The organism is Aneurinibacillus terranovensis DSM 18919, from assembly GCF_000430625.1.
In the GTDB taxonomy this organism is placed as follows: Bacteria; Bacillota; Bacilli; order Aneurinibacillales; family Aneurinibacillaceae; genus Aneurinibacillus_B; species Aneurinibacillus_B terranovensis.
In genome coordinates this window covers 71283-93498 of the sequence record NZ_KE387171.1, presented here as the reverse complement: position 1 = coordinate 93498, position 22216 = coordinate 71283, and the positions used below count along the sequence as shown (strand labels likewise).

Sequence of the window (22216 nt, the reverse complement as noted above, 5' to 3'; positions counted from 1 at the left end):
CAACAGGCAGAATTTTTCAAAGCGTTACCCGATCGACGAAGGTAGTTTTACCGTATAATAAAGAGAGGTGACGCACTGTGATCATAAACAAAGTGATTATCGTTGAAGGTAAATCAGATAGCGAAAGTCCTGCGGGACGCTCACTTTGAGATTGACGCCAGCGTCATCTTATAGGGAAAGGAGTCAGGTGGAGATTTATGATGGACGAGATTCAAAGCAAAATCACCACGCGGACCCGGCCATTTAATTTATTTGGTTTCGCTCCACTGATGAGGGCTGCGGTGATGATCCCGCTCGTAGAAATAAACGGCAAGGTTCACGTATTATTTGAAATTCGGGCGCAAACTCTTAAGCGGCAGCCGGGTGAAATTTGCTTTCCAGGCGGAAAAATTGAACCAGAGGACCGTTCAGAAGAAGAAGCGGCGATACGGGAAACGTGTGAAGAATTGGGCCTTACGCGGGATGATATTGAGATTATCGAAAATCTCGGGGTGCTTATCCCGCCCTATTCTTCTTCTATTTACTGCTACGTGGGCAGGATAAAGGACCACACAAAAATGATCTTTAATAAAGATGAAGTGGAAGATATTTTTTTTGTTCCCCTTGATTTCTTTCTTAAGCAAGAACCACAGGTGCATTATATTCGCCTGGGCATGAACCCGGAGGAAGATTTTCCGTTCGATTTGATTCCGGACGGAAAAGATTATAAATGGCGAACGGTTCGCCTTCCCGAATTTTTTTATGAATATGAAGAACGAATCATCTGGGGGCTGACGGCAAGAATTATCGTAGAGTTTGTTTCATTGGTTAAATAAGATAAATATTGTTTGAATTGTTGGAAAACATGGTAAGGAAGGATAGCTCCGCGTCCTTCCTTTTTCTTATACATAAAAATTAACAACACCACATACATTTACACAAAATAGACACTTTTTAATCACAATTGCGACACAAAATTCCCCGTTTTTAGTTGAAAATTTGAGTGCCTAACTATATCCTTATATTAGTGTTTCTATGGTTTTTACTACGCCAATGGTATTTATGTGTTCTGTAAAGCAATTTTATAGATACGGGAAGGAGTGTGTAGTGTGGACGTAAGTTGGCTGTTTCCTCCCGCCATAAATAATATGGCAAAAAGCGTAGATTCGCTCTTCGTAGTTGTATCATGGGTAGCGGTCTTTATTTTTATTCTCGTTGAAATGCTTCTTTTCATTTTCTTACTTCGTTATAGGAGAAGGCGAGCGGACAAACAGGGGATTGCTCTTCATGGCAACACAAAAATGGAAATCATCTGGACGCTTATTCCCGCCCTTATACTTGTTGTGATCGGCGTTTTGGGTTCCCGCGTAACGTATGCGATTCAAACGCCGCCGAAAGACACGTATACAATTACTGTTACGGGGTATAAATGGAGATGGGACTTCCAGTATCCTGAGGGATTTAAGACATCAGGGGATGTGGCTATTCCCGCCGGTAAAAATGTTCTTTTTAAAATTACTTCCGGAGATGTCATCCACAGTTTCTGGATTCCCGCCATGCGGATTAAGCAGGATGCCGTACCGGGAAGACAGACACAAATATGGTCTGGCCCTGTGCAGCCGGGAGATCAACCGTATGTGATTCGCTGCGCCGAGTATTGCGGTACGATGCACTCCATGATGACAGCCAAGTTACATGTCCTCAATGATAAAGATTTTACACAGTTTGTCAAATCCGGTGGAACAAAGGTTCCGGGTTTTGCCGGAGCATCCGGTCCGGGTGGGGCTGGAAAGCTCCTTGTACAGCAAAAGGGATGCTTAAATTGCCACGCCATCGACCAGACTAAGATTGTTGGTCCCGGATGGGGTGGAATGTACGGTAAAGATCGCAAACTCGCCGATGGCAGTACGGTTATGTATGACGAGAACTACATTGTAGAATCAATTATGAAGCCAGGTGCTAAAATCGCCGCAGGTTTTCCGCCGGCGATGCCTCCGCAGCAAGTTACTGAGCAGCAAGCGAAGCAAATTGCCGAGTATATTAAAACGCTTAAGTAGGGAGGGGCGAAGGACGTGAGTACCATAGCGGAAGGAAGGAAACGGTCATTTGTTCGGGATTGGTTGCTGTCTGTAGACCATAAGAAAATAGGAATTATGTACGCGATTGCGAGTTTGTTTTTCTTTTTCTTTGGCGGTGCGGCCGCTCTGGTTATACGCACCGAACTGTTGACGCCCGGGATGCCGGACGTTTCAAAAAGTGCGGACTTTTTCAACCAGATGTTTACCATGCACGGAACGATTATGATTTTCCTGTTCATGATTCCCATGCTGACCGCCGCCTTCGGTAACTATTTGATACCGATTATGATTGGCGCTCCCGATATGGCTTTTCCGCGGATGAATAACCTCGCCTTCTGGTTATACGTTCTCGGAGGTCTCGTTCTTTTCAGCAGTTTTTACTTTGGTATGCCCGATGTAGGATGGACCGCATATCCTCCTTACAGTGTTCAATCACCGGGATATGGTCTGGATATTTGGGTAACCGCGGTTCATATTCTTGGATTGTCTTCCATTCTTGGCTCGATTAACATTATTGTCACGGTATTTAATATGCGAGCGCCCGGAATGACATTTAACCGCCTGCCTTTGTATGTATGGTCTTCCCTTGTGACATCCTTTATTCAATTGTTTGGTACGCCTGCGCTTGCCGGTGCAATCACCACCCTTATTTTTGACCGTCACTTCGGCACCGACTTCTACAATGCTTCCGCCGGCGGGGATCCGATGCTTTATGAACATTTATTCTGGTTCTATTCCCACCCCGCTGTATATATCATGGTGCTGCCCGCGATGGGGATCGTATCTGAAATCATTCCTGTATTTGCCCGCAAGCCGATTTTTGGTTACCATGCGATTGCGTATTCCTCGGTGGCCATTGGGTTCCTTGGCTTCTTAGTCTGGGCTCACCATATGTTTGTGGCCGGGATGTCGATTTCAGCCGGTGTGCCGTTTATGATTACATCAATGATTATTGCGGTGCCATCTGCCATTAAAATCTTTAACTGGCTTGCCACGCTATGGGGTGGCTCGAACTGGCTTACGACTCCGATGCTATTTGTAACATTTGGTTTTATGGGGTTGTTTACGATCGGAGGTCTCAGCGGCATTTATCTGGCAGCCGTTCCTATCGATATGCATATGCATGATACGTACTTCGTCGTTGCCCATTTCCACTATGTGCTGTTTGGTGGCAGTATGATGGCAGTTCTTGGCGGCATATTTTACTGGTTCCCTAAAGTGACAGGAAAAATGTATAATGAGAAGATGGGCAAATGGGTTTTCTGGCTTTATTTTATTGGAACCAACCTTACGTTTTTCCCGATGCACTATATTGGAATGAAAGGAATGCCGCGTCGCGTGTTTGACTATGATCCGGGACTGGAAACGGTAAACCGGATCGCTACGTTTGGTTCATATATAATCGGATTGGCCGCCCTATTAATGGTTGCAGCCATTGCGGTTTCCTTGAAGCAAAATGTAAAAGCCCCTGCGAACCCGTGGGGTGCGCAAACGCTTGAGTGGACTATTTCTTCCCCGCCGCCTGAGCATAATTTCTTTGAAACTCCGTATGTAACTGCGCCGCCATACGAATTTGGCGAGCGTGCCATGAAGAAGAAATACCAAGAAAATTCATTTGGAGCGTAGAAAGGAAATCGTCACATGAAACATCGTTTGCCATTCATAACTACAATTTGTATTTTCCTATTGCTGATTGCCGGCAGCCTGGTCGTGAATTTCGACGCCGGGCTTGCCTGCTCAGACTGGCCGCTTTGCGGCGGGAAAGTCATTCCTCCTCTGGAAGGAAAAGTGATTATTGAATATAGCCACCGTATGCTTTCTATGATTGTAGGGTTGTTGATTGCTGTGAATGTGTTTGTTGCCTGGCGTAAACGAAAAGCAAGCCCGCTTGCTGCAAAATTAACGTTTGTTGCTTTGTTATTGCTTGTTATGGTTGCCGTTACCGGCGGTGTAAACGTACTTCTTAAGCTTCCGCCTGGCTTTACCGCCGTCGATGGAACGGAAGCGATGCTGTTATTTTCCACCTTTGCACTTATTTCGACGATTACGTTCGCTGAGCATAAAAAACGGCAGGGTGCGTTTCATCCTGACAAGGATGTTAAATCCCTTTATAAACCGGCACTTACTGCGACGATTGCGACATTGCTGCAAGTTATGCTTGGTTTGTTTTTCGAACATAGTAAGGCAGGGAAAATTTGGTTGCAGGATGAGTACCGATTGCTAAACAGCCTCATTAGTTCCAAGCAGATTGCCGAAGGAATCGGATATGCACACATGTTTGTTACATTCATTGTGTCCGGTGCCATTTTATTGCTGCATTTTCATGCGGTAAACAAGAAGAAGCTTACACGTTCAACTACGGTACTTGCAGGATTGCTCGGATTGCAAATTTTAGCGGGATTCGTTGCGTTAATCAGTAGGCTCGCGATTTATTCTGCGATTATTCATCTGGCTTTATCCGCTTTAATGATAGCTGTATGCGTATTTACGGTCGCACAGGCCAGAATGGGAGTTGACCTGCTCAAGCCTAATCCTAAAGCAGACACAGACTCGGACGATAGATATATTGAAAAAAACATTAGTTAATGGATTGTAAGGAGGAAATGATATGGGTGCTCCAGTAGACCATACAGTACTAGAAAGCAGCACAACCTATGAAAACCCCGCGAGTCGAGTGATGGAGCCCGGACCTCTTTCAGAAGCGCATCCGAAAGGTGACTGGCGTGATTACGTATCAGTTACGAAAATTGGGATTACCGTTGCGAACTTAATGATGGTATTTGCAGGTTTATGGATTGGAACAACAGGACGTCTGGATATGTCCGTTGTTCTGCTAACGATGCTGGGTTCTGCCCTCGTCGTTATGTCGGGAACATGTCTGAATAACTTTATCGACAGAGATCTTGACAAACTGATGCAGCGTACAAAAACAAGAGCCTTGCCAGAGGGCCGCCTAACCCCGTCTTCCGTACTTAAGATGGGAATTCTACTCGGAATTATTGGTACGGTACTTCTCGCTTCGGTGAATATGTTAACGGCGGTTCTCGGGCTTGTTGGTCTATTCTTTTATGTTGTTGCCTACACGCTCTGGACTAAGCGTACGACCACGCTGAACACATTAGTCGGAGGAGTAGCGGGCGCCATGCCTCCGGTGATGGGCTATGCGGCGGTAACGAATACGATGGATATGGTCGCGTGGGTGATTTTTACTGTTTTATTCTTGTGGCAGGTTCCTCACTTCCTTGCGTTAGCCATGCGCCGTGCTGACGACTATCGCACCGCCGGGTTCCAGATGCTGCCTGCGGTCCGCGGATTCGAAGTGACAAAACACTATATTCTTAGCTATACCGTTGCCTTGGTTCCTGTGACTCTATTATTATTTGCACTGGGTGCTGTGGGTAAAGTTTATTTAGCAGGTATGGGGATTCTGGGATTAGTTTATATCGTTTTGAACGTCAGCGGATTCTTTATGAAAGATTCGATTAAATTCTCCCGGATGTCTTTCGTTTATTCTTTAATTTACCTCACCATGTTCAGCCTTCTTATCATGATAGATCGCGTTTAAAAAAACGGTACTAAAATGAGGAGGGAAAGGTATGGCCACTCATTCTCATGAGGAGCGACTGCCGAAAAAAGGGATAAGAGATGATGCGCAGCTGGGAATCTGGCTCGGACTTTTATCATTCACGTTCTTTTTTGCCGTGTTTATTGTGTCGAATGTATACCTGCGCGGTTGGTCGCCGAATGTATTTAATGTGGAACTGCCGGCGGGTGTACAGGACTTTGTAAACTATAATGCGATTCTGCTTTTTTTGGCAGGTGTTTTTACACTGATAGGTGGAATTGGCTTTAAAAAACGCGCAAATGGCATGTACAAATTCAACCTGTTCCTTGCCCTCCTAAGTTTTATTGCTTATTTTGCGATTGACTACTGGCTTATCCAACAATATCGAATTATCGGCCCGGCCGCCTGGACAGCGTATGTTGCGGTACAGTCGTTTATGGCGATTCTGGCTCTGATTAGCATTGTACTGTATGTCCGCGCGTTTTATTTTGTGATCCGCGGCAGAGAAGCTTCACTCACGCGTTTTATTCCGGCTGCCACCAGCGTATGGATTTATACCGTGGTGATGGGATGGCTTGTATTTATTCAATGCGACCTGATTTCAATCGGTCAGTTCACCCAGTGGTGCGGAACAAAAATGTCATTGCTTACAAAATAAACAGAGGAGGAGAACGGACATGGGAGTTATTTTATATGCTCTTGGTTATCTTATTTTCCCCTTCGTACTGTTCTTTATGTTTATCTATCTTTCTAAGCTGACAACGAGAGAGTAGAAGCGTCTTGAAGGAGTGGAGAGACACGATGGTAAGGCGTTACTGGTTTATCGCTGTTACATCTGTTCTTGCGGCGGCTGTTATTCTGGGGATTGGTTATCAGTTCTGGTGGGGATATACCCGGCTCCCTGTGGTGGATCGGGCTCCTGATTTCACGCTTAGTAATCTGGCAGGAAAGCAAGTAAAGCTTCATGATTCGGACGGAAAAGTAAGGCTGGTTTCTTTTTTCTATTCGCATTGCCCTGATATCTGTCAGGCGACGAATGTAAATCTCGCCCGCATTCAGCAGAAGTTAAACGAAGAAAAATTATTAAATAATAAAGCAGTGATTTTGTCGATCACGTTTGATCCACAGATCGATACGCCGCAAGTATTACATAAATATGCGGACCAGCGTAACATTCACTTCAACGGGTGGGAATTTTTGCGCGGCACACCCGAGCAGACGAAAAATGTTTTGACCGGATTTAAAGTAGTAGCGGAGAAGCAAAGCGCTGACTTGTTTATTCATTCGAACCAGATGTTTTTACTTGATAAAGATGAAAACATTCGCGCCGTTTATAAAATGGGGAGCGAGATGGATAACAATAAAATTCTCGCTGATATTAAAAATCTTGCCCACGAAACGTAACAAGCAAACCTTTGCCCGTTTGGGTAACGGGTTTACTTTTCAAGTGCAGGACATAAAAAGCGTTCCAATTGGTCACATAGTTGGAACGCTTTTTTTTAGTGCGCCCGGCATGGGCATTATCTATAGGGTTAGAGTCCCGAATGGTAAAGGCAGTAGTAGCCATTAGCTCAAGGGTGTCTATGGAAGGGCTGAACCATGAAGGAGTGCAGAATAGCCTCGACGTTCGCAATCTTCGTTGAAAGCAGGCAATCCGAAAAGGACTTACTTGAAGGAAGAAATGGTGAATTCCATGGGAAACTTCAAGAAGGCTGAGAATGATTGCGGCACTGACAGACCGTAAAAGCATAACGGACAGTGAGAGAAAAAATCACTGTCCGTCTGACTTCATGGAACCGCCTATACCGAACGGTACGTACGGTGGTGTGAGAGGTCGGGGGTTTATCACCCCCTCCTACTCGATTTAAAAAATCCATCTCTGACTAAAAAATAAGGACACAGCATACTATTTAATGGTAATATATAGAAAGTTAAATTTTTTAAAAAAGGGAGGTTGTAAGCAAATGGGAGTTAGAAGAATTGAACATGTTTGTGTGATGGTAAAAAATCTTGAAAATTCGATTCAGTTTTTTGGAGATGTGATCGGCTTGCAGCTGATTAAAAGAATGGGACATCCTAATCCTGCACTTAAACTGGCTTTTTTAGGTTTTGAAGAGTCGCAGGAAACCATTATTGAACTCATTCAAGGGTACAATGATGATTTACCGGTTGAGGGAAAGGTTCACCATATTTGTTTTAAAGTAGACAATCTTGAAGAAGAAATTGCCCGTTTGAAAAATTTGAATGTCACGTTTATCACCGAAGAAATTGAAACATTGCCAGATGGTTCGCGTTATATTTTCTTCGCCGGACCGGACGGTGAATGGATCGAGTTCTTTGAAACCGAGCGGTAAATGGTAGGCAGGTATGTATGGTTACAAACATTATCCTTGATGCGATTCCCGACTTCGTAAATCTTAAGGATGGAGAAGGACGCTGGCTTTTTGCTAATCAGGCCGCCATTCGTTTCTTCAAGATGCAAGATGGTATTTATTCGGGAAAAACGGATATCGAATTGGAGCCGTATTGTAGTTTATCGTATGATGAATTGCTTTACTGCATTACAACGGATGAGGCATCCTGGCTGAATAGAAAAGAAACGCGGTTCGAAGAAACTTTTGTTCAGCCGGATGGGACAACAAGAACTTTTGATGTGATAAAAATTCCGATGTTTCATGATAATGGTGAGAGAAATTGCCTTTTGGTGATTGGGCGGGATATTACTACTCGGAAGCAGGCAGAGCAAGTGATCGAAAAAGCACAGACTATTAACATTATCGGTGAATTAGCTGCGGGAGTGGCCCATGAAATTCGAAATCCGCTCACCTCTCTAAAAGGGTTTACCCAACTGCTTCAAAAACACACAAATGACGGTAAGAAATATGCGGAGATTATGATGGCAGAATTAAGCCGGATTGAAGAGATCATAAGTGAGTTTTTGATGCTAGCCAAGCCGCAAAATGTGAACTATCAAATGGAGGATGTAAGAGCTATCGTAAACAAAACGGTCACTTTGCTTAATCCGCACGCTATTCTTAAAAATGTTGAAATCGAGGTCCAATCTGAATCAATCCCTAATATGGAGTGTGTGCCGAATCACCTAAAACAAGTGTTTATCAATGTGTTGAAAAATGCCATTGATTCAATGGATAGCGGTGGCATTGTAACAATACATATAAAAAGTGATGGAAAAAGTGAAATATCCATTTCGTTTATTGATCGGGGATACGGCATACCAGAAGAAAAGATTTCAAAGCTGGGACAACCATTTTACACAACAAAAGAAAAAGGTACCGGGTTAGGATTGATGGTCAGTTACAGCATTATAAAAAACCATCAGGGGAGAATTCAGATAGAAAGCAAAGTGGGGCAAGGAACGACTTTCACCATGATTTTTCCGGTTCGCCAAAGCAAAAATATACGCTGTCATCTGTGAAAAAGTTCAATTTAATCCCCCTGCTTTGCTAAATATGTTTCCAATTTTGGAGCTGGTATCTTCCAGCTTTTTTTACCGTTAAAGAAAGTATATGTTGCTTTACAGTGTTAAAGCAACATATACTTTCCTCCATGGGTCACCTGAGAAAAACTCGCGGGAGTGTGCCGAACGTTGCTTTTTTGATGTGGAGCGTGTGGCCGGAAGGTCGATCAGACCGACAATTGTCTCCATCATTGAGGTACCCGGATGTTTTGTCGGTCCGACCTTCCGGTCACTAAGCGGCCGTTTCGCTTCCCTGCAGAAAAAGGACGAGCGGCACACTCCCGCGAGTTTTTCTCAATTTTTCAACACGTAATGCAGTATCAGATTTCGATAATTTTGCGCGGGGTGAGAATAATAGCAGGTGAGTGAAATGTGAAAGGATGAGTGAACGTGACACAAAAAAGTGTAAGGGACAAGCTCGCTTCTATTGCCGCAGCTGTCGTTGTTGGCTATGCCTCCCTGTGCGCATGGGCCGGAGCTCCGACCAGTGTTAAGGCAAAGGCTGCCCCAGACGCCAGATTAACGGCAACACCGGTTAAACATACCGTTGTCATTTATCAGGAGAACCGTTCGTTTGACCATTATTTTGGCACGTATCCAAACGCGCCGGGTTTTCACGCGCTTCCCGGAACACCTTCGGTCAACGGGATACCAGCCGGCTCCTATAATCTTGACAGGAACGGCCGACCGGTTTACCCGTATCTATTCCCCGCGCACCAGAAAAAGACGTCAGATGTGAATCATGGTTATAAGGACATGATCAAAGCGTATAATAACGGCTTAATGGATAAGTTCTATGAAGTTTCCGAGAAGCATATCAAAGGCAGCGGAATCGTCGCGATGGGATATTACGATTATCATACCATTCCCGCTTACTGGCAGTATGCCCAGCATTTTGCCCTCGCTGATAACTGGTATCAACCTATTTTTGGGCCGTCAACGCCGGGCGCTCTTTACTTAGTGGCTGCCCAGTCGGGGACGAAAGACAGGCCGATTACATGGGATCCCGGTCCGAAAAATAATTTTGGTGCGGATGCAGAAGGGGAGAGTCTTACTTATAACCTTACCTATACGAACATCGGGGATAAAATGACTGCCGCTGGCATCCCGTGGGCATGGTATCAGGGCGGCTATGCGGCAAAAGATGAAACGTATGCGGCACACCATAATCCATTCCAGTATTTTCAGAACTTCGAAGACGGGAAATACAGGACCAATCTAAAAGACATAGCTCAATTCCAGACAGATATTGCGAATCGTCGTCTGCCGGCTGTAAGCTTCCTTAAAGCGGAATACCCGGAGAACGAACACCCGGGATACAGCTCGCCGGAAGGCCAGGATTTTACGGTGAGAGCGGTCAATGCGATTATGAAAAGCCCGTATTGGAAAGACACGGCCATTATCATTACGTATGATGAATCGGGCGGTTACTGGGACCATGTACCGCCGCCGCAGGTAGCCCCGGGGCCGGATGGACTAAAAGGAGAAGGGCCCCGAATTCCGGCGCTCGTTATCTCCCCGTACGCCAAACGAAATTATGTGAGCCATGTACAATACGATACCACATCGATTTTGAAGTTTATCGAATGGAACCACCATCTCGCGCCGCTCAATAATCGGGATAAGAACGCGAACAATATCCTCGATATGTTTGATTTCGGCCATCCTGATTTTACCCCGTATATGTACCATGAGGGAAACCTCGCGACTCATAAGTCTTATGGCACCCGGTAAACGTGCAAATTAATAATGCGCTAATGGGAATGAGCACGGTAACAGAAGCTCCTTTTAAAAATTTGGGAAGGGACCGTGCTGGTTCCGCGATGGCCTTTAAATTGGATAGATAGCCCGCATCAGCCGGATCGATGGGATCATATCCGCCTTCGGGTTGGAGCTTCTCCATAAATGCTGTGAGAGCTTCGGCTTTTTCATACAGATCTTCCAGAATGGTCGCGTGGCCCCAGATACATACCGATTTAAAATAGGTAGTAGCCGGGCACGCCAATTTCGGATCCGAATAATAAGAAGGCACCACGGCATATTCTTTTGCAACCGTGAAAGTAACCTGCGGACAGGCTGTAATATCCTTTATTTTCTGGCCTATTTTACTGCCGTGGAAATAAACATTCCCCTTATGATATACATAATTCAAAGGTATAACGTGGGGCCATCCGTCCTCGCCTATCGTTCCAAGAAAGCCGAAACTTATCTCTTCCCGGGGAGTCGTTAATCAAGTGTATGAGATGTTGGCAGCGGAAGGTTATGTATCGGCTAGCGTAGGGCGTGGCACGTATGTTATCTTTCAATATGAGCAGCAAATGATGCATCCGGGCGAGAAAGTCATTGTAGAAAATCCTTGCTATACAGGAGTAAAAAATGCGATCAATGCGGTCGGGGGAATTCCAGTTCCATGTGCCGTGGATGTAAACGGAATTATTCCCGTGGATTGGAACGCCCGCTTGCTGTTTGTGACACCAAGTCGCCAGTATCCTACAGGGACTGTTTTGAGCCTGGAACGCAGGCAGGCGATTCTCCGCTGGGCGAGTGAACGGCAGGCAGTCATTGTGGAGGATGACTATGACAGCGAATTCCGCCATAGGGGGAGACCGGTCGAGCCGTTGAAAGTTCTCGATAAAGGAGGAAGGGTGATTTACATCGGGACGTTTTCCAAAACTATTCTTCCGGATTTTCGTGTCGGATATGCGGTTCTTCCTCCTTCTCTGACTGAGACGTTTTGCAAGGCACAGCAATTATTTGAACCCCATACGCCTTCCTTGCTGGAACAGCGTGCCCTTACCTCGTTTATGAACAGCGGCTTGTATCAGCGCCATTTGCGGAGAGTGAGGCGGGTGTATAGCCAAAAATACGAAGTGATGCGGCATACTATGAAGGAGAAACTCCCCCATTTATTTGAGTTGGTAGACTCCGATGCCGGGCTACATATCTTCGCTCGGTTGAGAGAAGGAATAGAGAAAATAGAAAGGGTCTGGAATGGGAAGAATATTGACAGCCCGTAAAAAACGGTTTACTATCAATTCATATCGATTATATCCGATAAAATTACTGGGGGATTAAGATGAAAAGAAAAATTTTATCTCTGTTAACTTTGGTTTTCGTTCTGGCCCTTGCCTTGACAGGCTGTGGCGGAAATACGGATACAAAACAAGCGCAAAATGGCAATCAACAGCAGAACCTTCTACAAAAAATTAAAGCGGATGGAACGATTCGAATCGGGACGGAAGGAACGTATGCACCGTTCACCTTTCACGACAAATCTGGAAAGCTGACCGGATTTGACGTGGAGATTGCGGAAGAAGTAGCAAAGCGTCTTGGAGTTAAGCCGCAATTTATCGAAACAAAATGGGACGGTATGTTTGCCGGACTGGATGCAAAGCGTTTTGACATGGTCGCCAACGAAGTCGGAATTCGCCCGGACCGCCAGCAAAAGTATGATTTTTCTCAACCGTACATCGTTTCAAAAGCAGTGCTTATCGTGAATAAGGATAACAACGATATTAAATCGTTTGCTGATTTGAAAGGCAAAAAGTCGGCACAGTCGCTAACAAGCAATCTGACGGATATCGCCAGGCAGAATGGGGCCATCATTGTTCATTCGGACGGGTTTAACCAGGCGATCGATTTGCTTGCTTCCCACCGTGTTGACGCAACGGTTAATGACGGCCTGTCTTATTTAGACCTGAAAAAGCAAAAACCTGATACGCCGATAAAGGTTGTGGCCGAGCAAAAACAGGGCTCTGCAAGTGGAATGTTGTTTAATAAAGGAAATAAAGAACTGGTTGATGCGGTAAACAAGGCATTAACAGACATGAAAAACGATGGAACCTATCTGGCTATTTCTAAAAAATGGTTTGGCACCGACGTCTCAAAATAATAAAGGGTGAAAGAAATGGCAGGAACTCATACGCAGCGAATTATAGGAATCCTTATGGATTCCTTTCTTCCGTTACTCAAAGCCGGAATCTACTTTACGGTTCCTTTGACGATTATCTCGTTTGTACTGGGGCTGATTCTGGCATTTTTAACGGCCTTGGCCCGTTTGTCCGGCATTAAACCGCTGCGGGCGATAGCTGCTTTTTATGTCTGGATCGTTCGGGGAACGCCTCTGCTTGTCCAATTGTTTATCATATTTTACGGACTGCCAAGTATCGGGGTCACGATTAATAACTTTCCCGCTGCTGTCATCGGTTTTACGTTGAGTGTTGGCGCTTATAATTCTGAAATTATTCGGGCCGCGATTCTTTCTGTAGCGAAAGGGCAGTGGGAAGCAGCTTATTCCATCGGCATGACAAAACGCCAGGCGATGCGACGGATTATTATCCCACAGGCGGTTCGCGTTTCACTCCCGCCGCTCGGCAATTCATTTATCAGCCTGGTCAAGGATACGTCCCTGGCTGCTGTTATTACCGTGACAGAAATGTTTGAAGTGGCGCAGGAGATTACGGCTGCAACGTATGAACCGCTCTGGATGTATATCGAGGCCGCCTTTATTTATCTGATGCTTAGCACGGTCCTTACGTATTTACAGCACCGGATGGAGCGCCGGTATGAACGGTATGTCGCGAAATAACGGAGGGAACGTATGATTGAGATCGTAAATTTGCATAAGCGTTATGGCCAGTTTGAGGTTCTTAAGGGGATTAACCTTACTATCGAGAGAGGAAATACTGTCGTTGTGATTGGACCGTCGGGTTCGGGAAAGACAACCTTCCTCCGCTGCCTGAATTTGTTGGAAATCCCTACAGAAGGGACGATTACACTCGGCAATCAGCAGCTTACTTTCGGAGATGGGAAACGGATTGCAGAGGATAAACAAATCGCTTTTCGTCAGCAGACCGGGATGGTTTTCCAGAGCTATAATCTTTTTCCGCATATGACAGCCCTGGAAAATGTAATGGAAGGCCAGGTTACTGTTCTGAAGCGGCCGAAGGAAACCGCCCGTAAAAAAGCGTTCGATTTGCTGGAAAAGGTCGGGTTGAAGGATTGGGCCGGTATGTATCCGCACCAGCTTTCCGGCGGACAGCAGCAGCGTGTGGGAATTGCCCGGGCAATGGCAATGGACCCGGCCGTTCTCCTGTTTGATGAACCGACGTCGGCCCTTGACCCGGAACTTGTCGGGGATGTGCTGCGCGTAATGAAAGATTTGGCGCGCGAAGGAATGACCATGGTCGTGGTTACTCATGAGATGAATTTTGCCCGTCATGTAGCTGATCAAGTGATTTTTATTGACCAGGGTGTCATCGCGGAACAGGGGCCGCCGGAACAAATCTTTGAACATACAAAGAACGAACGGACCTTGCAGTTCTTAAATAAACTAACCGGAGAATCATTATAGTGATAGATGAGTTGACTATTAGAACGATAATATGATAAAATTATATTGTTGCTTTAATAGTTGCTTGCGGATGTGGCGGAATCGGCAGACGCGCTAGATTCAGGTTCTAGTGGTAGCAATACCGTGGGGGTTCAAGTCCCTTCATCCGCACCATAAAAACCATTTACTTTTGAAATGAGCAATTGTTTTAAAAGTAAATGGTTTTTTGTCTATGTTTCGTAAGCGGAACAGGGAGTATGAAGTGATAGGAGGATGATATGATGGAGCATATTGAGTTTGCGGATTTAATGGAGCTGGCTGAACTCATATCGGAACGGCTGGAGAATCCTATCACAATAGAAGATATGAACCACCATGTGGTGGCTTACAGCACGCATGGGGATATGACGGATCCTGTACGAATTCAAACCATTATGAAGCGGAAAGTTCCTGAAGCTGTCCTCGTCCGGTTTTGGAAGGCCGGGGTGATTCAGGCCTTAATGCACAGCGATGAACCTGTGCGTGTGCCCGCGATGAAAGATGTGGGACTTGATAACCGGGCGGCTATTTCGATCCGGCGCGGTCAGGAAGTACTTGGCTACATTTGGGTGCAGGAGGCCGTCCGCCCGATTAAAGATGCGGATCTTGACATTCTCAGGCGTGCGGCACGTCTTGCCATGCCGCGCATGATCCATCGCAAAGACCGGCACTCCAAAAATGAAGAGAAGAGGCGGGAGTTTTTCTGGCAGCTTCTTTCCAGGGGGTCCACCAGCCGGCGGGAAATGGAAGAACAGGCATCCAGGCTTCAGCTGCAGCTTCCCCCGATTATGGTGTGTCTCGTATTTGAAGCCCGCTGTTCCGAGGAAACGTGGGGGAATGTACAGAAGGAACTTGAATACCTTCTGTCTAATTTAAACGAATTTTTCCCGTTCCGCTATTTACCTCTCTGGACATTTGATCAGAAGCAGCTGGTCGTGCTTGGAGGCATGGACAGGAAGACTAAAGGGCAGGAGGAGCAAGCAAGTGTCCAATTTATCGCCCAACTTCATAATCGTCTTGACCAGCGTTTTGGCGGAGAAAAGATGATGATAGCCGGATACGGCGAACCGGTGGAAGATGTGATCCATGTATCCCGCAGCTATCAGCAGGCACTTGAAGTAATCCATTTGAAAAAGGCGATGCCGCAGGAGGTTGGGGCTATTGCCGGATATCAGGAGCTGGGCGTATATCGCTTGTTTCCTCAAATTAAGCGCTGGAACGAACAAATGGACTATTCAAATAGAAAATTGGAACGCCTGGTCGCGTATGACCTGGAAAACCAGACAAACCTTGTGGAGACGCTTGAAGTCTTCCTTGATTGTGGGGGAAAAACCCATCGAATCACTGAAATACTCCATATACACCCCAACACCTTAACCTACCGGCTCAAGCGGATTAGCGAGGTCGGGAATGTAAATGTAAATGACCTCAACGACCAAATGACCCTGTTTTTAGATATCAAGCTTCGCAAATATCAATCCTAAAGGAATCCATTTAATGTGGATTCTTTTTTTGCCGTTAAAGAAACCTGAGAAAAACTCGTGGGAGTGTGCCGAACGTTGCTTTTTCGATGTGGAGCGTGTGGCCGGAAGGTCGATCAGACCGACAATTGTCTCCATCATTGAGGTACCCGGATGTTTTGTCGGTCCGACCTTCCGGTCACTAAGCGGCCGTTTCGCTACCCTGCAGAAAAAGGACGAGCGGCAACGCCCGCGAGTTTTTTCTCATTTTTGGACATCCTAATATATGAAAATTCGTTCATGAAAGCGTTGTTTGTGTAAATTCACAAATAACGAAATAAAAATTCAAGTATTGAAACAAGGAAAATGTCACGAAAAGTACATACAATAGAATGTATATAAGACATGCTTAAGCCATTCGTCTTGAACATTCCGTTTACTCTATTAGGAGGGTATAAATCATGATTGTAGGAATTCCAAAAGAAATAAAAAATAATGAAAACCGTGTAGCCATCACGCCTGCCGGTGTAGCTGCCCTTGTACATGCCGGTCATGAAGTGCTGATTGAAACGAATGCGGGGGTAGGCAGTGGGTTTACCGATGTGGAATATGCGGCAGAAGGCGCGAAAATTGTTTCTTCCGCCAAAGAAGCATGGGCTGCAGAAATGGTTATGAAAGTAAAAGAACCGCTTGAACAGGAATATGCTTATTTCCGTGAAGGACTGATTCTTTTCACCTATCTCCATCTCGCTCCGGAACCGGATTTAACAAAAGCGTTGGTTGATAAGAAGGTCGTGGGGATCGCTTATGAAACGATCCAACTGGATAACGGTGCGCTGCCGCTCCTTTCTCCAATGAGCGAAGTAGCCGGGCGTATGGCGGTTCAAATCGGTGCACAGTTCCTTGAAAAGTCGCATGGTGGAAAAGGCGTACTTCTCGCCGGTGTTCCTGGAGTGGAAGCTGCGAAAGTAACAGTTGTTGGCGGCGGTATTGTCGGAATGAATGCGGCGAAAATCGCGCTTGGCATGGGTGCCCGCGTAACGCTGCTTGATATTAATCCGGAGCGTCTCCGCTACCTTGATGAAATTTTTGAAGGCCGCGTGCAAACGCTAATGTCTAACCGCTATAACATCGCAAAAGCTGTAAAAGAAGCCGATTTGCTTGTTGGTGCCGTTCTTATTCCTGGCGCACGCGCCCCTCGCCTCGTAACGGAAGATATGGTACAACAAATGGAACCAGGTTCAGTTATCGTTGACGTTGCCATCGACCAGGGCGGATCTATTGAAACGATTGACCGTGTAACGACACACGACGAACCAACGTATGTAAAACATGGCGTTGTCCACTACGCTGTAGCCAATATGCCGGGTGCGGTAGCTCGTACGTCTACCCTTGCTTTGACGAACTCTACAATGCCATATGCTGTGCAAATTGCAACAAAAGGCTACCTCGAAGCCGCTCGTGCAAACAAAGCGCTTGCCAAGGGCATCAACGTGATCGACGGAAAAGTAACGTACAAAGGTGTAGCCGAAGCGCTGAATTACCAGTATGTCGATGTAAACGATGTGCTTGCCGGTGGAAAGACGGTTTAAATAAAATACGCGTAAATAAAACGCGTGTAAAAATGTGCATTTTGTTAAAGAAAAGGAACGCCTGCAATAGGCTCTCCTTTTCTTCTTCATCTATACCTGTTTTTTCACCTGTCATCATATCATCTCCTTGGGATTATTTTAGGAGCTTGTCGTCGGCCATTTTGTCTCGAATTTTGTTTGCCAATTCATTTGTTATTTTATCATTGGACTTTGAATAGGGTTGTTTTTCTTTACCTCAAGGATTTTGACGGTAAACTTTGTTTATCAGTGTTATAACGGATAAAGGGGAAGACTATTGTTTAACGGAAGTATGATGCCGAACAATTGAAGAAGAAAGGAAAAGGGACGGTCCTTTGGAGTAAAAAATAAACGAATAAAAATAAACTATTGACTAAAATAGTTTGGATGATATATAATAATTTTCGTTGGTGAATTGAGCTCCCATAGTTAAACGGTATAACAGGTCACTCGTAATGATCAGTTCGTGGTTCGATTCCGCGTGGGAGCATCCTTTTAAAACCCTTGGTATTACTGCGTTTATCAGATGCTTTCATGACCCAATCGTTCACTGACCACTTTAGGATTTTCTCCAGCTGTAAGAAGAAGAGTGGCGCATGTATGGCGCAGATCGTATAAACGGATACTCTTTAGACCGGCATTCTTCAGCAGCGGCTTAAAACTGCGATTTACGATATTGCTAAGATTCAGAGGTTCCCCATTTTCTACTGCAAACACAAATCCATGGTTATGATATTTATCTCCAACTTTTAACCGTTCCTCATTAATAAAGAAGACCGCTGCCCTTATCCGGGTGGCGGTCTTCTTTATTTTTTATAAATTACCTAACTTATAGATAAAAAAGTATCTTCCCCAAAAAATTATTTTTCTGTAATATCAATTACGCGGTTAAATTGATCCCATTTCACATTTGCTCCGAATGATTCACTAATAAAACGAAGAGGAATCATGGTTCTTTTATTAATGATTTCTGCTTTTTGATCAAGTTTGACAATTTTACCGTTTACTCTTGCCGTAGTTGAACCAATTTTCACCATAACATTTCGGTTACCTTTCTCGGCTTTTACAGTTCCGGTTTTGCCATCCCAATCGATTTTTACCCCTAATGATTGAAAGATCTCGCGTAAAGGGACCAGTGTTCTTCCATTTTCAACAACAGGGTTTTGATCGAATGTGAGAACTTTTCCGTTAAGTTTTACAGTAATTTCATTCGTAATCTCAACCGTCTGGTTAACAGTGATTGTATCCCCTGTTGTGGGTGGAGTTGGTGCAACAACTATTTCATCTCCTGTCGTTACATGATTACCGTCTTGATCATTTATATCTTGGTGATTTCCATCTTGGTGATTCCCATCTTGGTGATTCCCATCTTGGTGATTTTCATCATCCTCTTTAGTTACCTCGCCTTGTTGCTTTTCGGTATTTCTCAAAATGGTTTCTATTGTATTTTCATTTTTTACATGATCAAATGCATTTTCCAGTCCTGTTTTTTTGGTTAACGTTATAGAATCTGTATTTGTATTTATAGAATCGATTCCGTTCGTTTGAACAGATTGCGCAAAAACAGATGTTCCACTTAATAATAATGAAGCTGAGACTATTCCTGTTACTAATTTTTTTTGCATTTTCCTTTACTCCTCTCACAAATTTTTCAACTCATAATTTTTCGTGTTTTGATGAAAATTTATAGGACGGTTCTGTTTTCTTACCAAATTTATTTGGAAAATTTAATGTCCTCATGTCAAAATGGCAGGGTAAAATCAGATGCCATCGTAAGAATCGATTTGAAAACTACTGAAAAAATATGTGTTGAAAGGAAATATGCTATAGATTTGATCACTTTATACTATTATCGGCAGTTTTCAATAGGTTTTAACAAGTTAAAAGTGAATTTATCACTAATATCTACATAAACCGAGATTCCGCTGTAATAAATGGATATATTCCACACATAACAAATCCCCGTCAACTCGAAGCGGCTGGCATACCGGTGAAAGAGAACAACCGCAAAGGGTTGATGCATTCGAAAGTGACCATAGCAGACGGAAAGACGCTGACAAAATGATTCAATCCTTAATGACAAAGATTTTAAGACAACAAAACTAAGGCAAGATATTCAAGGTTTCAACGACATTACTGCAACACCTTCCTTGCGCTCCCAAATGGCAGACGCTATGATCCTCCTTCTAAAAGACACTAAAATTGAAAAAGAATTGGAAAAAATAATTAAGATGGCGGTCGCACAAGCGACACAAAAAATGAAAATACAGATGCAACAACAAATGAAACAACAGAGGTTGCTCTTGTGGTAACCTCTAATAAAACAAGTGGTGGAAGCAAAAAAGATATCCTCCCACAATCCGAGAAATTTGCGCTGGGGTTGGTCTGGCGTCCAGCTCCACCGTTCACGGCCACCTCAATCGTTTGGAGAAGAAGGGGTTCATCAGGCGCGACAGACGAAGTAGAGGTCGATAGAGGTGTTGGAGACAAGTGGTTTGTGATGAATCGAGAATGTGGTCCTTTCCTAAATTACAAGACCAAAAAAGGTATGTACCATGTAATGGAGTATTGTTTTTAAAAGGAAAACGTACTCCTAAATTAGTACGAACAAAAACGATTGATGAAACGCAAACTTCATTTTCTTGGGAGTGAGAATGATTGAGGCACTGACAGAACGTAAAAGCATAACGGATAGTGAGAGAAAAGATCACTGTCCGTCTGAATTCATGGAACCGCCGTATACCGAACGGTACGTAACTGACATTAAATCATCTTATTTTGGTATGTTTTATATTAGGATTCTAAATGGAAAGGGACTTTGACAAGGATAATGTCCTTCCGGGTCAACAACGCATGCTCAATGAAATAAGCGGTTTGGTTATGCAGTATTCTTTGCCACCTCTTTTTGGTAATAAAAATTGGAAGAACAACCGTGATTTCATATTTGTCGCCAACTCGCCGCTGGATTTGATCAATGAACCGCAAAAGAGGACTCTTGATACTTCGAAATCGGGAATAAAAGGTTTCCAACCGAATTTGCGTGTTCCATGCTTCCCATTTCTTTCTAAACTTTTCCTCTTCATCTTTAGTAATAGCTACATGGAACGCAAGAATTTGTTCTGGCGGGTTCGACTCCAAGGCATACTCAAGCGAGTTTCGAACAACTCGGTTAATGCCTCCCACTGGGACAATGACCAAGGTATTTTTCAAATTCATCTCTTCCCCGATATCAATCTTTAACTGTCTGGCAACATTTAGGTAATGTTCTTTAATTTTAAACATGATCCATACAAGAACTGGAATAATAATGGCAATTGTCCAAGCTCCTGCAGCAAACTTCTCGACAAGGGAGATGATAACAACCGAAAAGGACATCACGGCGCCCAGACCATTAATGAAAACCTTTGACATCCAACCAGCGGGCTTTTCCTGCATCCACTTTTTAACCATACCCGTTTGTGCAATAGTAAAGGAAAGAAATACTCCGATGGCATACAGCGGAACAAGAGCATCCGTTTTTGCATTAAATGCGATAATTAAAAGAATGGACATCAATGATAGGACCGCAATACCGAAATTGAGTGCAAGTCGGTCACCCCTTGCAGAAAACTGTCGGGGCATGTAGCCATCCTGTGCCACAATGGAAGCAAGAAGCGGAAAACCGGAAAACGCTGTATTGGTAGCAAGAAGTAAAACAAGAGCCGTTGAGATTTGTACTGAATAATACAGCCATGAGTTTCCAAACAAATGAGAAGCGATTTGGGATAGCACCGTAGGATTTCCTGTAGGAGAAGGTGCAATTCCGTATAGATTAGCCAAAATTGAAGTGCCGCTAAACATTACAAACAATAAAATGCCCAAGTATAATAGCGTTGCTTTTGCGTTCTTAACAGTTGGGTCTCGGAAGGCGGGAGTGGCATTAGAGATAGCTTCAACCCCGGTTAGTGCTGAACATCCCGATGAAAAAGCACGGAGTAGAACATAGAGAGTAACTCCCGCCGGAATGTGCGAAGGCATTGGGATGGATGCAGAGGGAATCCCGCGCACGATAATCTGATATAAACCGGCAATCAACAGGGCAAGAATATTTAAAATAAAAAAGTAGGTTGGAAAAGCGAATACGGTACCGGCTTCTCGTACACCTCTTAGATTAATAAAAGCAACAAGCAGTACTCCAAGTACAGAAAGTTCAACAATCAAAGGGACCAACTGTGGGAAGGCGGATGTAATAGCAGCCACTCCCGCTGTAGCTGATACAGCCACGGTTAGCGTATAATCGACGAGCAGTGCGGCACAGGCAATCAGTGACATGAGTGGATTATAGTTGTCTTTAGCCACCGCATAAGCCCCGCCGCCTTTTGGATAGCCATTAATCACCTGACGATAAGAAATAATGAGCGTAAAGAGCAAAACGACAATGACGAATGAAATGGGAAGACTAAACCATCTGGCAGCGACTCCATAAGCAACCAGGGCAATTAAAATTGATTCCGTTCCGTATGCCACTGATGATAGGGCATCTGAGGAGAGAATCGGCAATGCCATCCATTTCGGCATTTTTTCTTCCTGTAATGCTTCTGTAGACAAAGGACGTCCAAATAAAAAATGTTTAACTTTCATGTTGCCATCTCCTACAATTTGATAAGTTTTTTTTATTTTTTCCTTATCACTTAAA

Annotated in this window: 24 protein-coding genes, 2 tRNA genes and 1 pseudogene; 21 read left to right on the top strand and 6 right to left on the bottom strand. The window is 44.4% G+C overall.

Annotated features, from left to right (window positions below):
• The first annotated feature begins 197 nt into the window (after window positions 1-197).
• From H525_RS0116030 to H525_RS24435, 10 genes are all read left to right on the top strand, one after another.
• A complete protein-coding gene (locus H525_RS0116030; protein WP_035101593.1) occupies window positions 198-815 on the top strand; it encodes an NUDIX hydrolase in 618 nt (205 codons plus the stop codon).
• Window positions 816-1088: 273 nt separating this feature from the next.
• Window positions 1089-2036: a cytochrome c oxidase subunit II gene (gene coxB / locus H525_RS0116025; RefSeq protein WP_051331098.1), complete on the top strand. Its 948-nt coding sequence runs from the start codon at window positions 1089-1091 to the stop codon at window positions 2034-2036.
• A 15-nt stretch (window positions 2037-2051) separates the two neighbouring features.
• The gene (gene ctaD, locus H525_RS0116020; RefSeq protein ID WP_027417002.1) at window positions 2052-3683 is read left to right on the top strand and encodes a cytochrome c oxidase subunit I; all 1632 of its coding nucleotides are present in this window, start codon (window positions 2052-2054) and stop codon (window positions 3681-3683) included.
• Window positions 3684-3698: 15 nt separating this feature from the next.
• Window positions 3699-4643 carry a COX15/CtaA family protein gene (locus tag H525_RS0116015; protein ID WP_027417001.1) on the top strand — a complete coding sequence of 315 codons (945 nt, stop codon included), beginning with the start codon at window positions 3699-3701 and terminating at the stop codon, window positions 4641-4643.
• A gap of 22 nt (window positions 4644-4665) precedes the next feature.
• A complete protein-coding gene (gene cyoE / locus H525_RS24440; protein WP_035101591.1) occupies window positions 4666-5622 on the top strand; it encodes a heme o synthase in 957 nt (318 codons plus the stop codon).
• 31 nt (window positions 5623-5653) lie between these two features.
• A complete protein-coding gene (locus tag H525_RS0116005) occupies window positions 5654-6280 on the top strand; it encodes a hypothetical protein (RefSeq protein WP_027417000.1) in 627 nt (208 codons plus the stop codon).
• Between the two features lie 143 nt (window positions 6281-6423).
• Entirely contained in the window at window positions 6424-7026 is a 603-nt protein-coding gene (locus tag H525_RS0115995) for an SCO family protein (RefSeq protein ID WP_035101587.1), read from the top strand.
• Between the two features lie 314 nt (window positions 7027-7340).
• Window positions 7341-7490, top strand: coding sequence for a hypothetical protein (locus H525_RS27830; RefSeq protein WP_162142512.1), 150 nt, complete (start codon window positions 7341-7343; stop codon window positions 7488-7490).
• Window positions 7491-7586: 96 nt separating this feature from the next.
• On the top strand, window positions 7587-7976 hold the full coding sequence (locus H525_RS0115985) for a VOC family protein (protein ID WP_027416998.1): 390 nt from the start codon (window positions 7587-7589) through the stop codon (window positions 7974-7976).
• A gap of 17 nt (window positions 7977-7993) precedes the next feature.
• Window positions 7994-9058: an ATP-binding protein gene (locus H525_RS24435; protein WP_051331097.1), complete on the top strand. Its 1065-nt coding sequence runs from the start codon at window positions 7994-7996 to the stop codon at window positions 9056-9058.
• 99 nt (window positions 9059-9157) lie between these two features.
• Here H525_RS24435 and H525_RS27485 read toward each other — a convergent pair whose 3' ends face one another.
• Window positions 9158-9379 (bottom strand): hypothetical protein, encoded by a 222-nt coding sequence (locus tag H525_RS27485; RefSeq protein ID WP_155837358.1) that lies wholly within the window; start codon window positions 9377-9379, stop codon window positions 9158-9160.
• Window positions 9380-9490: 111 nt separating this feature from the next.
• On the opposite strand from H525_RS27485, the gene H525_RS0115975 reads away from it, so the two are divergent.
• The gene (locus H525_RS0115975; protein ID WP_027416997.1) at window positions 9491-10834 is read left to right on the top strand and encodes a phospholipase C; all 1344 of its coding nucleotides are present in this window, start codon (window positions 9491-9493) and stop codon (window positions 10832-10834) included.
• Here H525_RS0115975 and H525_RS26565 read toward each other — a convergent pair.
• Complete coding sequence (locus tag H525_RS26565; protein ID WP_081413451.1) at window positions 10773-11309, bottom strand: pyridoxamine 5'-phosphate oxidase family protein; 537 nt, start codon at window positions 11307-11309, stop codon at window positions 10773-10775. The genes H525_RS0115975 and H525_RS26565 overlap by 62 nt on opposite strands.
• Before the next feature lie 34 nt (window positions 11310-11343).
• Between H525_RS26565 and H525_RS24430 the strand changes: the two genes are divergently transcribed.
• The 6 genes from H525_RS24430 to H525_RS0115945 all read left to right on the top strand — a co-directional run bounded on the left by H525_RS24430 (window position 11344) and on the right by H525_RS0115945 (window position 15955).
• Window positions 11344-12117 (top strand): aminotransferase-like domain-containing protein, encoded by a 774-nt coding sequence (locus H525_RS24430; protein WP_245590505.1) that lies wholly within the window; start codon window positions 11344-11346, stop codon window positions 12115-12117.
• Between the two features lie 59 nt (window positions 12118-12176).
• The gene (locus H525_RS0115965) at window positions 12177-12992 is read left to right on the top strand and encodes an amino acid ABC transporter substrate-binding protein (protein ID WP_027416996.1); all 816 of its coding nucleotides are present in this window, start codon (window positions 12177-12179) and stop codon (window positions 12990-12992) included.
• Window positions 12993-13007: 15 nt separating this feature from the next.
• Window positions 13008-13688 (top strand): amino acid ABC transporter permease, encoded by a 681-nt coding sequence (locus tag H525_RS0115960; RefSeq protein WP_027416995.1) that lies wholly within the window; start codon window positions 13008-13010, stop codon window positions 13686-13688.
• A gap of 12 nt (window positions 13689-13700) precedes the next feature.
• Window positions 13701-14453, top strand: coding sequence for an amino acid ABC transporter ATP-binding protein (locus H525_RS0115955; RefSeq protein WP_027416994.1), 753 nt, complete (start codon window positions 13701-13703; stop codon window positions 14451-14453).
• Between the two features lie 66 nt (window positions 14454-14519).
• Window positions 14520-14606 (top strand) — tRNA-Leu (locus H525_RS0115950).
• Between the two features lie 104 nt (window positions 14607-14710).
• Complete coding sequence (locus H525_RS0115945) at window positions 14711-15955, top strand: PucR family transcriptional regulator (protein WP_027416993.1); 1245 nt, start codon at window positions 14711-14713, stop codon at window positions 15953-15955.
• Here the strand turns inward: H525_RS0115945 and H525_RS27480 are convergent.
• Window positions 15923-16093: a hypothetical protein gene (locus H525_RS27480; protein WP_155837356.1), complete on the bottom strand. Its 171-nt coding sequence runs from the start codon at window positions 16091-16093 to the stop codon at window positions 15923-15925. The two genes, H525_RS0115945 and H525_RS27480, sit on opposite strands and share 33 nt — an antisense overlap.
• Before the next feature lie 299 nt (window positions 16094-16392).
• Here H525_RS27480 and ald point away from each other — a divergent pair, with 299 nt between their 5' ends.
• Both ald and H525_RS0115930 read left to right on the top strand, forming a co-directional pair.
• Complete coding sequence (gene ald, locus H525_RS0115935) at window positions 16393-17523, top strand: alanine dehydrogenase (protein WP_027416991.1); 1131 nt, start codon at window positions 16393-16395, stop codon at window positions 17521-17523.
• A 437-nt stretch (window positions 17524-17960) separates the two neighbouring features.
• Window positions 17961-18031 (top strand) — tRNA-Thr (locus H525_RS0115930).
• A gap of 32 nt (window positions 18032-18063) precedes the next feature.
• On the opposite strand, the gene H525_RS29660 is transcribed toward H525_RS0115930, so the two are convergent.
• A complete protein-coding gene (locus H525_RS29660; RefSeq protein WP_425387719.1) occupies window positions 18064-18309 on the bottom strand; it encodes a tyrosine-type recombinase/integrase in 246 nt (81 codons plus the stop codon).
• Between the two features lie 92 nt (window positions 18310-18401).
• The gene (locus tag H525_RS25755) at window positions 18402-19166 is read right to left on the bottom strand and encodes a copper amine oxidase N-terminal domain-containing protein (protein WP_051331094.1); all 765 of its coding nucleotides are present in this window, start codon (window positions 19164-19166) and stop codon (window positions 18402-18404) included.
• Between the two features lie 537 nt (window positions 19167-19703).
• On the opposite strand from H525_RS25755, the gene H525_RS29655 reads away from it, so the two are divergent.
• Both H525_RS29655 and H525_RS26560 read left to right on the top strand, forming a co-directional pair.
• Complete coding sequence (locus H525_RS29655) at window positions 19704-19853, top strand: hypothetical protein (RefSeq protein WP_425387717.1); 150 nt, start codon at window positions 19704-19706, stop codon at window positions 19851-19853.
• 22 nt (window positions 19854-19875) lie between these two features.
• A pseudogene (locus H525_RS26560) lies at window positions 19876-19995 on the top strand (LexA family protein); the annotation flags it as partial.
• 339 nt (window positions 19996-20334) lie between these two features.
• On the opposite strand, the gene H525_RS0115905 reads toward H525_RS26560, so the two are convergent.
• Window positions 20335-22161 carry an APC family permease gene (locus H525_RS0115905; protein WP_027416988.1) on the bottom strand — a complete coding sequence of 609 codons (1827 nt, stop codon included), beginning with the start codon at window positions 22159-22161 and terminating at the stop codon, window positions 20335-20337.
• Window positions 22162-22216 lie beyond the last annotated feature (55 nt).

Excerpts from the sequence above, each read along its gene's own strand:
- H525_RS0115960 (WP_027416995.1), top strand. The coding sequence starts at position 13,008 with ATGGCAGGAACTCATACGCAGCGAATTATAGGAATCCTTATGGATTCC.
- H525_RS27480 (WP_155837356.1), bottom strand. The coding sequence starts at position 16,093 with ATGATGGAGACAATTGTCGGTCTGATCGACCTTCCGGCCACACGCTCC.
- H525_RS0115955 (WP_027416994.1), top strand. The coding sequence starts at position 13,701 with ATGATTGAGATCGTAAATTTGCATAAGCGTTATGGCCAGTTTGAGGTT.
- H525_RS0116015 (WP_027417001.1), top strand. The coding sequence starts at position 3,699 with ATGAAACATCGTTTGCCATTCATAACTACAATTTGTATTTTCCTATTG.
- H525_RS29655 (WP_425387717.1), top strand. The coding sequence starts at position 19,704 with ATGGCAGACGCTATGATCCTCCTTCTAAAAGACACTAAAATTGAAAAA.
- H525_RS0115965 (WP_027416996.1), top strand. The coding sequence starts at position 12,177 with ATGAAAAGAAAAATTTTATCTCTGTTAACTTTGGTTTTCGTTCTGGCC.
- H525_RS0115905 (WP_027416988.1), bottom strand. The coding sequence starts at position 22,161 with ATGAAAGTTAAACATTTTTTATTTGGACGTCCTTTGTCTACAGAAGCA.
- H525_RS24435 (WP_051331097.1), top strand. The coding sequence starts at position 7,994 with ATGGTTACAAACATTATCCTTGATGCGATTCCCGACTTCGTAAATCTT.
- cyoE (WP_035101591.1), top strand. The coding sequence starts at position 4,666 with ATGGGTGCTCCAGTAGACCATACAGTACTAGAAAGCAGCACAACCTAT.
- H525_RS0116005 (WP_027417000.1), top strand. The coding sequence starts at position 5,654 with ATGGCCACTCATTCTCATGAGGAGCGACTGCCGAAAAAAGGGATAAGA.
- H525_RS0115985 (WP_027416998.1), top strand. The coding sequence starts at position 7,587 with ATGGGAGTTAGAAGAATTGAACATGTTTGTGTGATGGTAAAAAATCTT.
- H525_RS0116030 (WP_035101593.1), top strand. The coding sequence starts at position 198 with ATGATGGACGAGATTCAAAGCAAAATCACCACGCGGACCCGGCCATTT.
- ald (WP_027416991.1), top strand. The coding sequence starts at position 16,393 with ATGATTGTAGGAATTCCAAAAGAAATAAAAAATAATGAAAACCGTGTA.
- H525_RS24430 (WP_245590505.1), top strand. The coding sequence starts at position 11,344 with ATGTTGGCAGCGGAAGGTTATGTATCGGCTAGCGTAGGGCGTGGCACG.
- H525_RS27830 (WP_162142512.1), top strand. The coding sequence starts at position 7,341 with ATGATTGCGGCACTGACAGACCGTAAAAGCATAACGGACAGTGAGAGA.
- H525_RS0115945 (WP_027416993.1), top strand. The coding sequence starts at position 14,711 with ATGATGGAGCATATTGAGTTTGCGGATTTAATGGAGCTGGCTGAACTC.
- H525_RS0115995 (WP_035101587.1), top strand. The coding sequence starts at position 6,424 with ATGGTAAGGCGTTACTGGTTTATCGCTGTTACATCTGTTCTTGCGGCG.
- H525_RS25755 (WP_051331094.1), bottom strand. The coding sequence starts at position 19,166 with ATGCAAAAAAAATTAGTAACAGGAATAGTCTCAGCTTCATTATTATTA.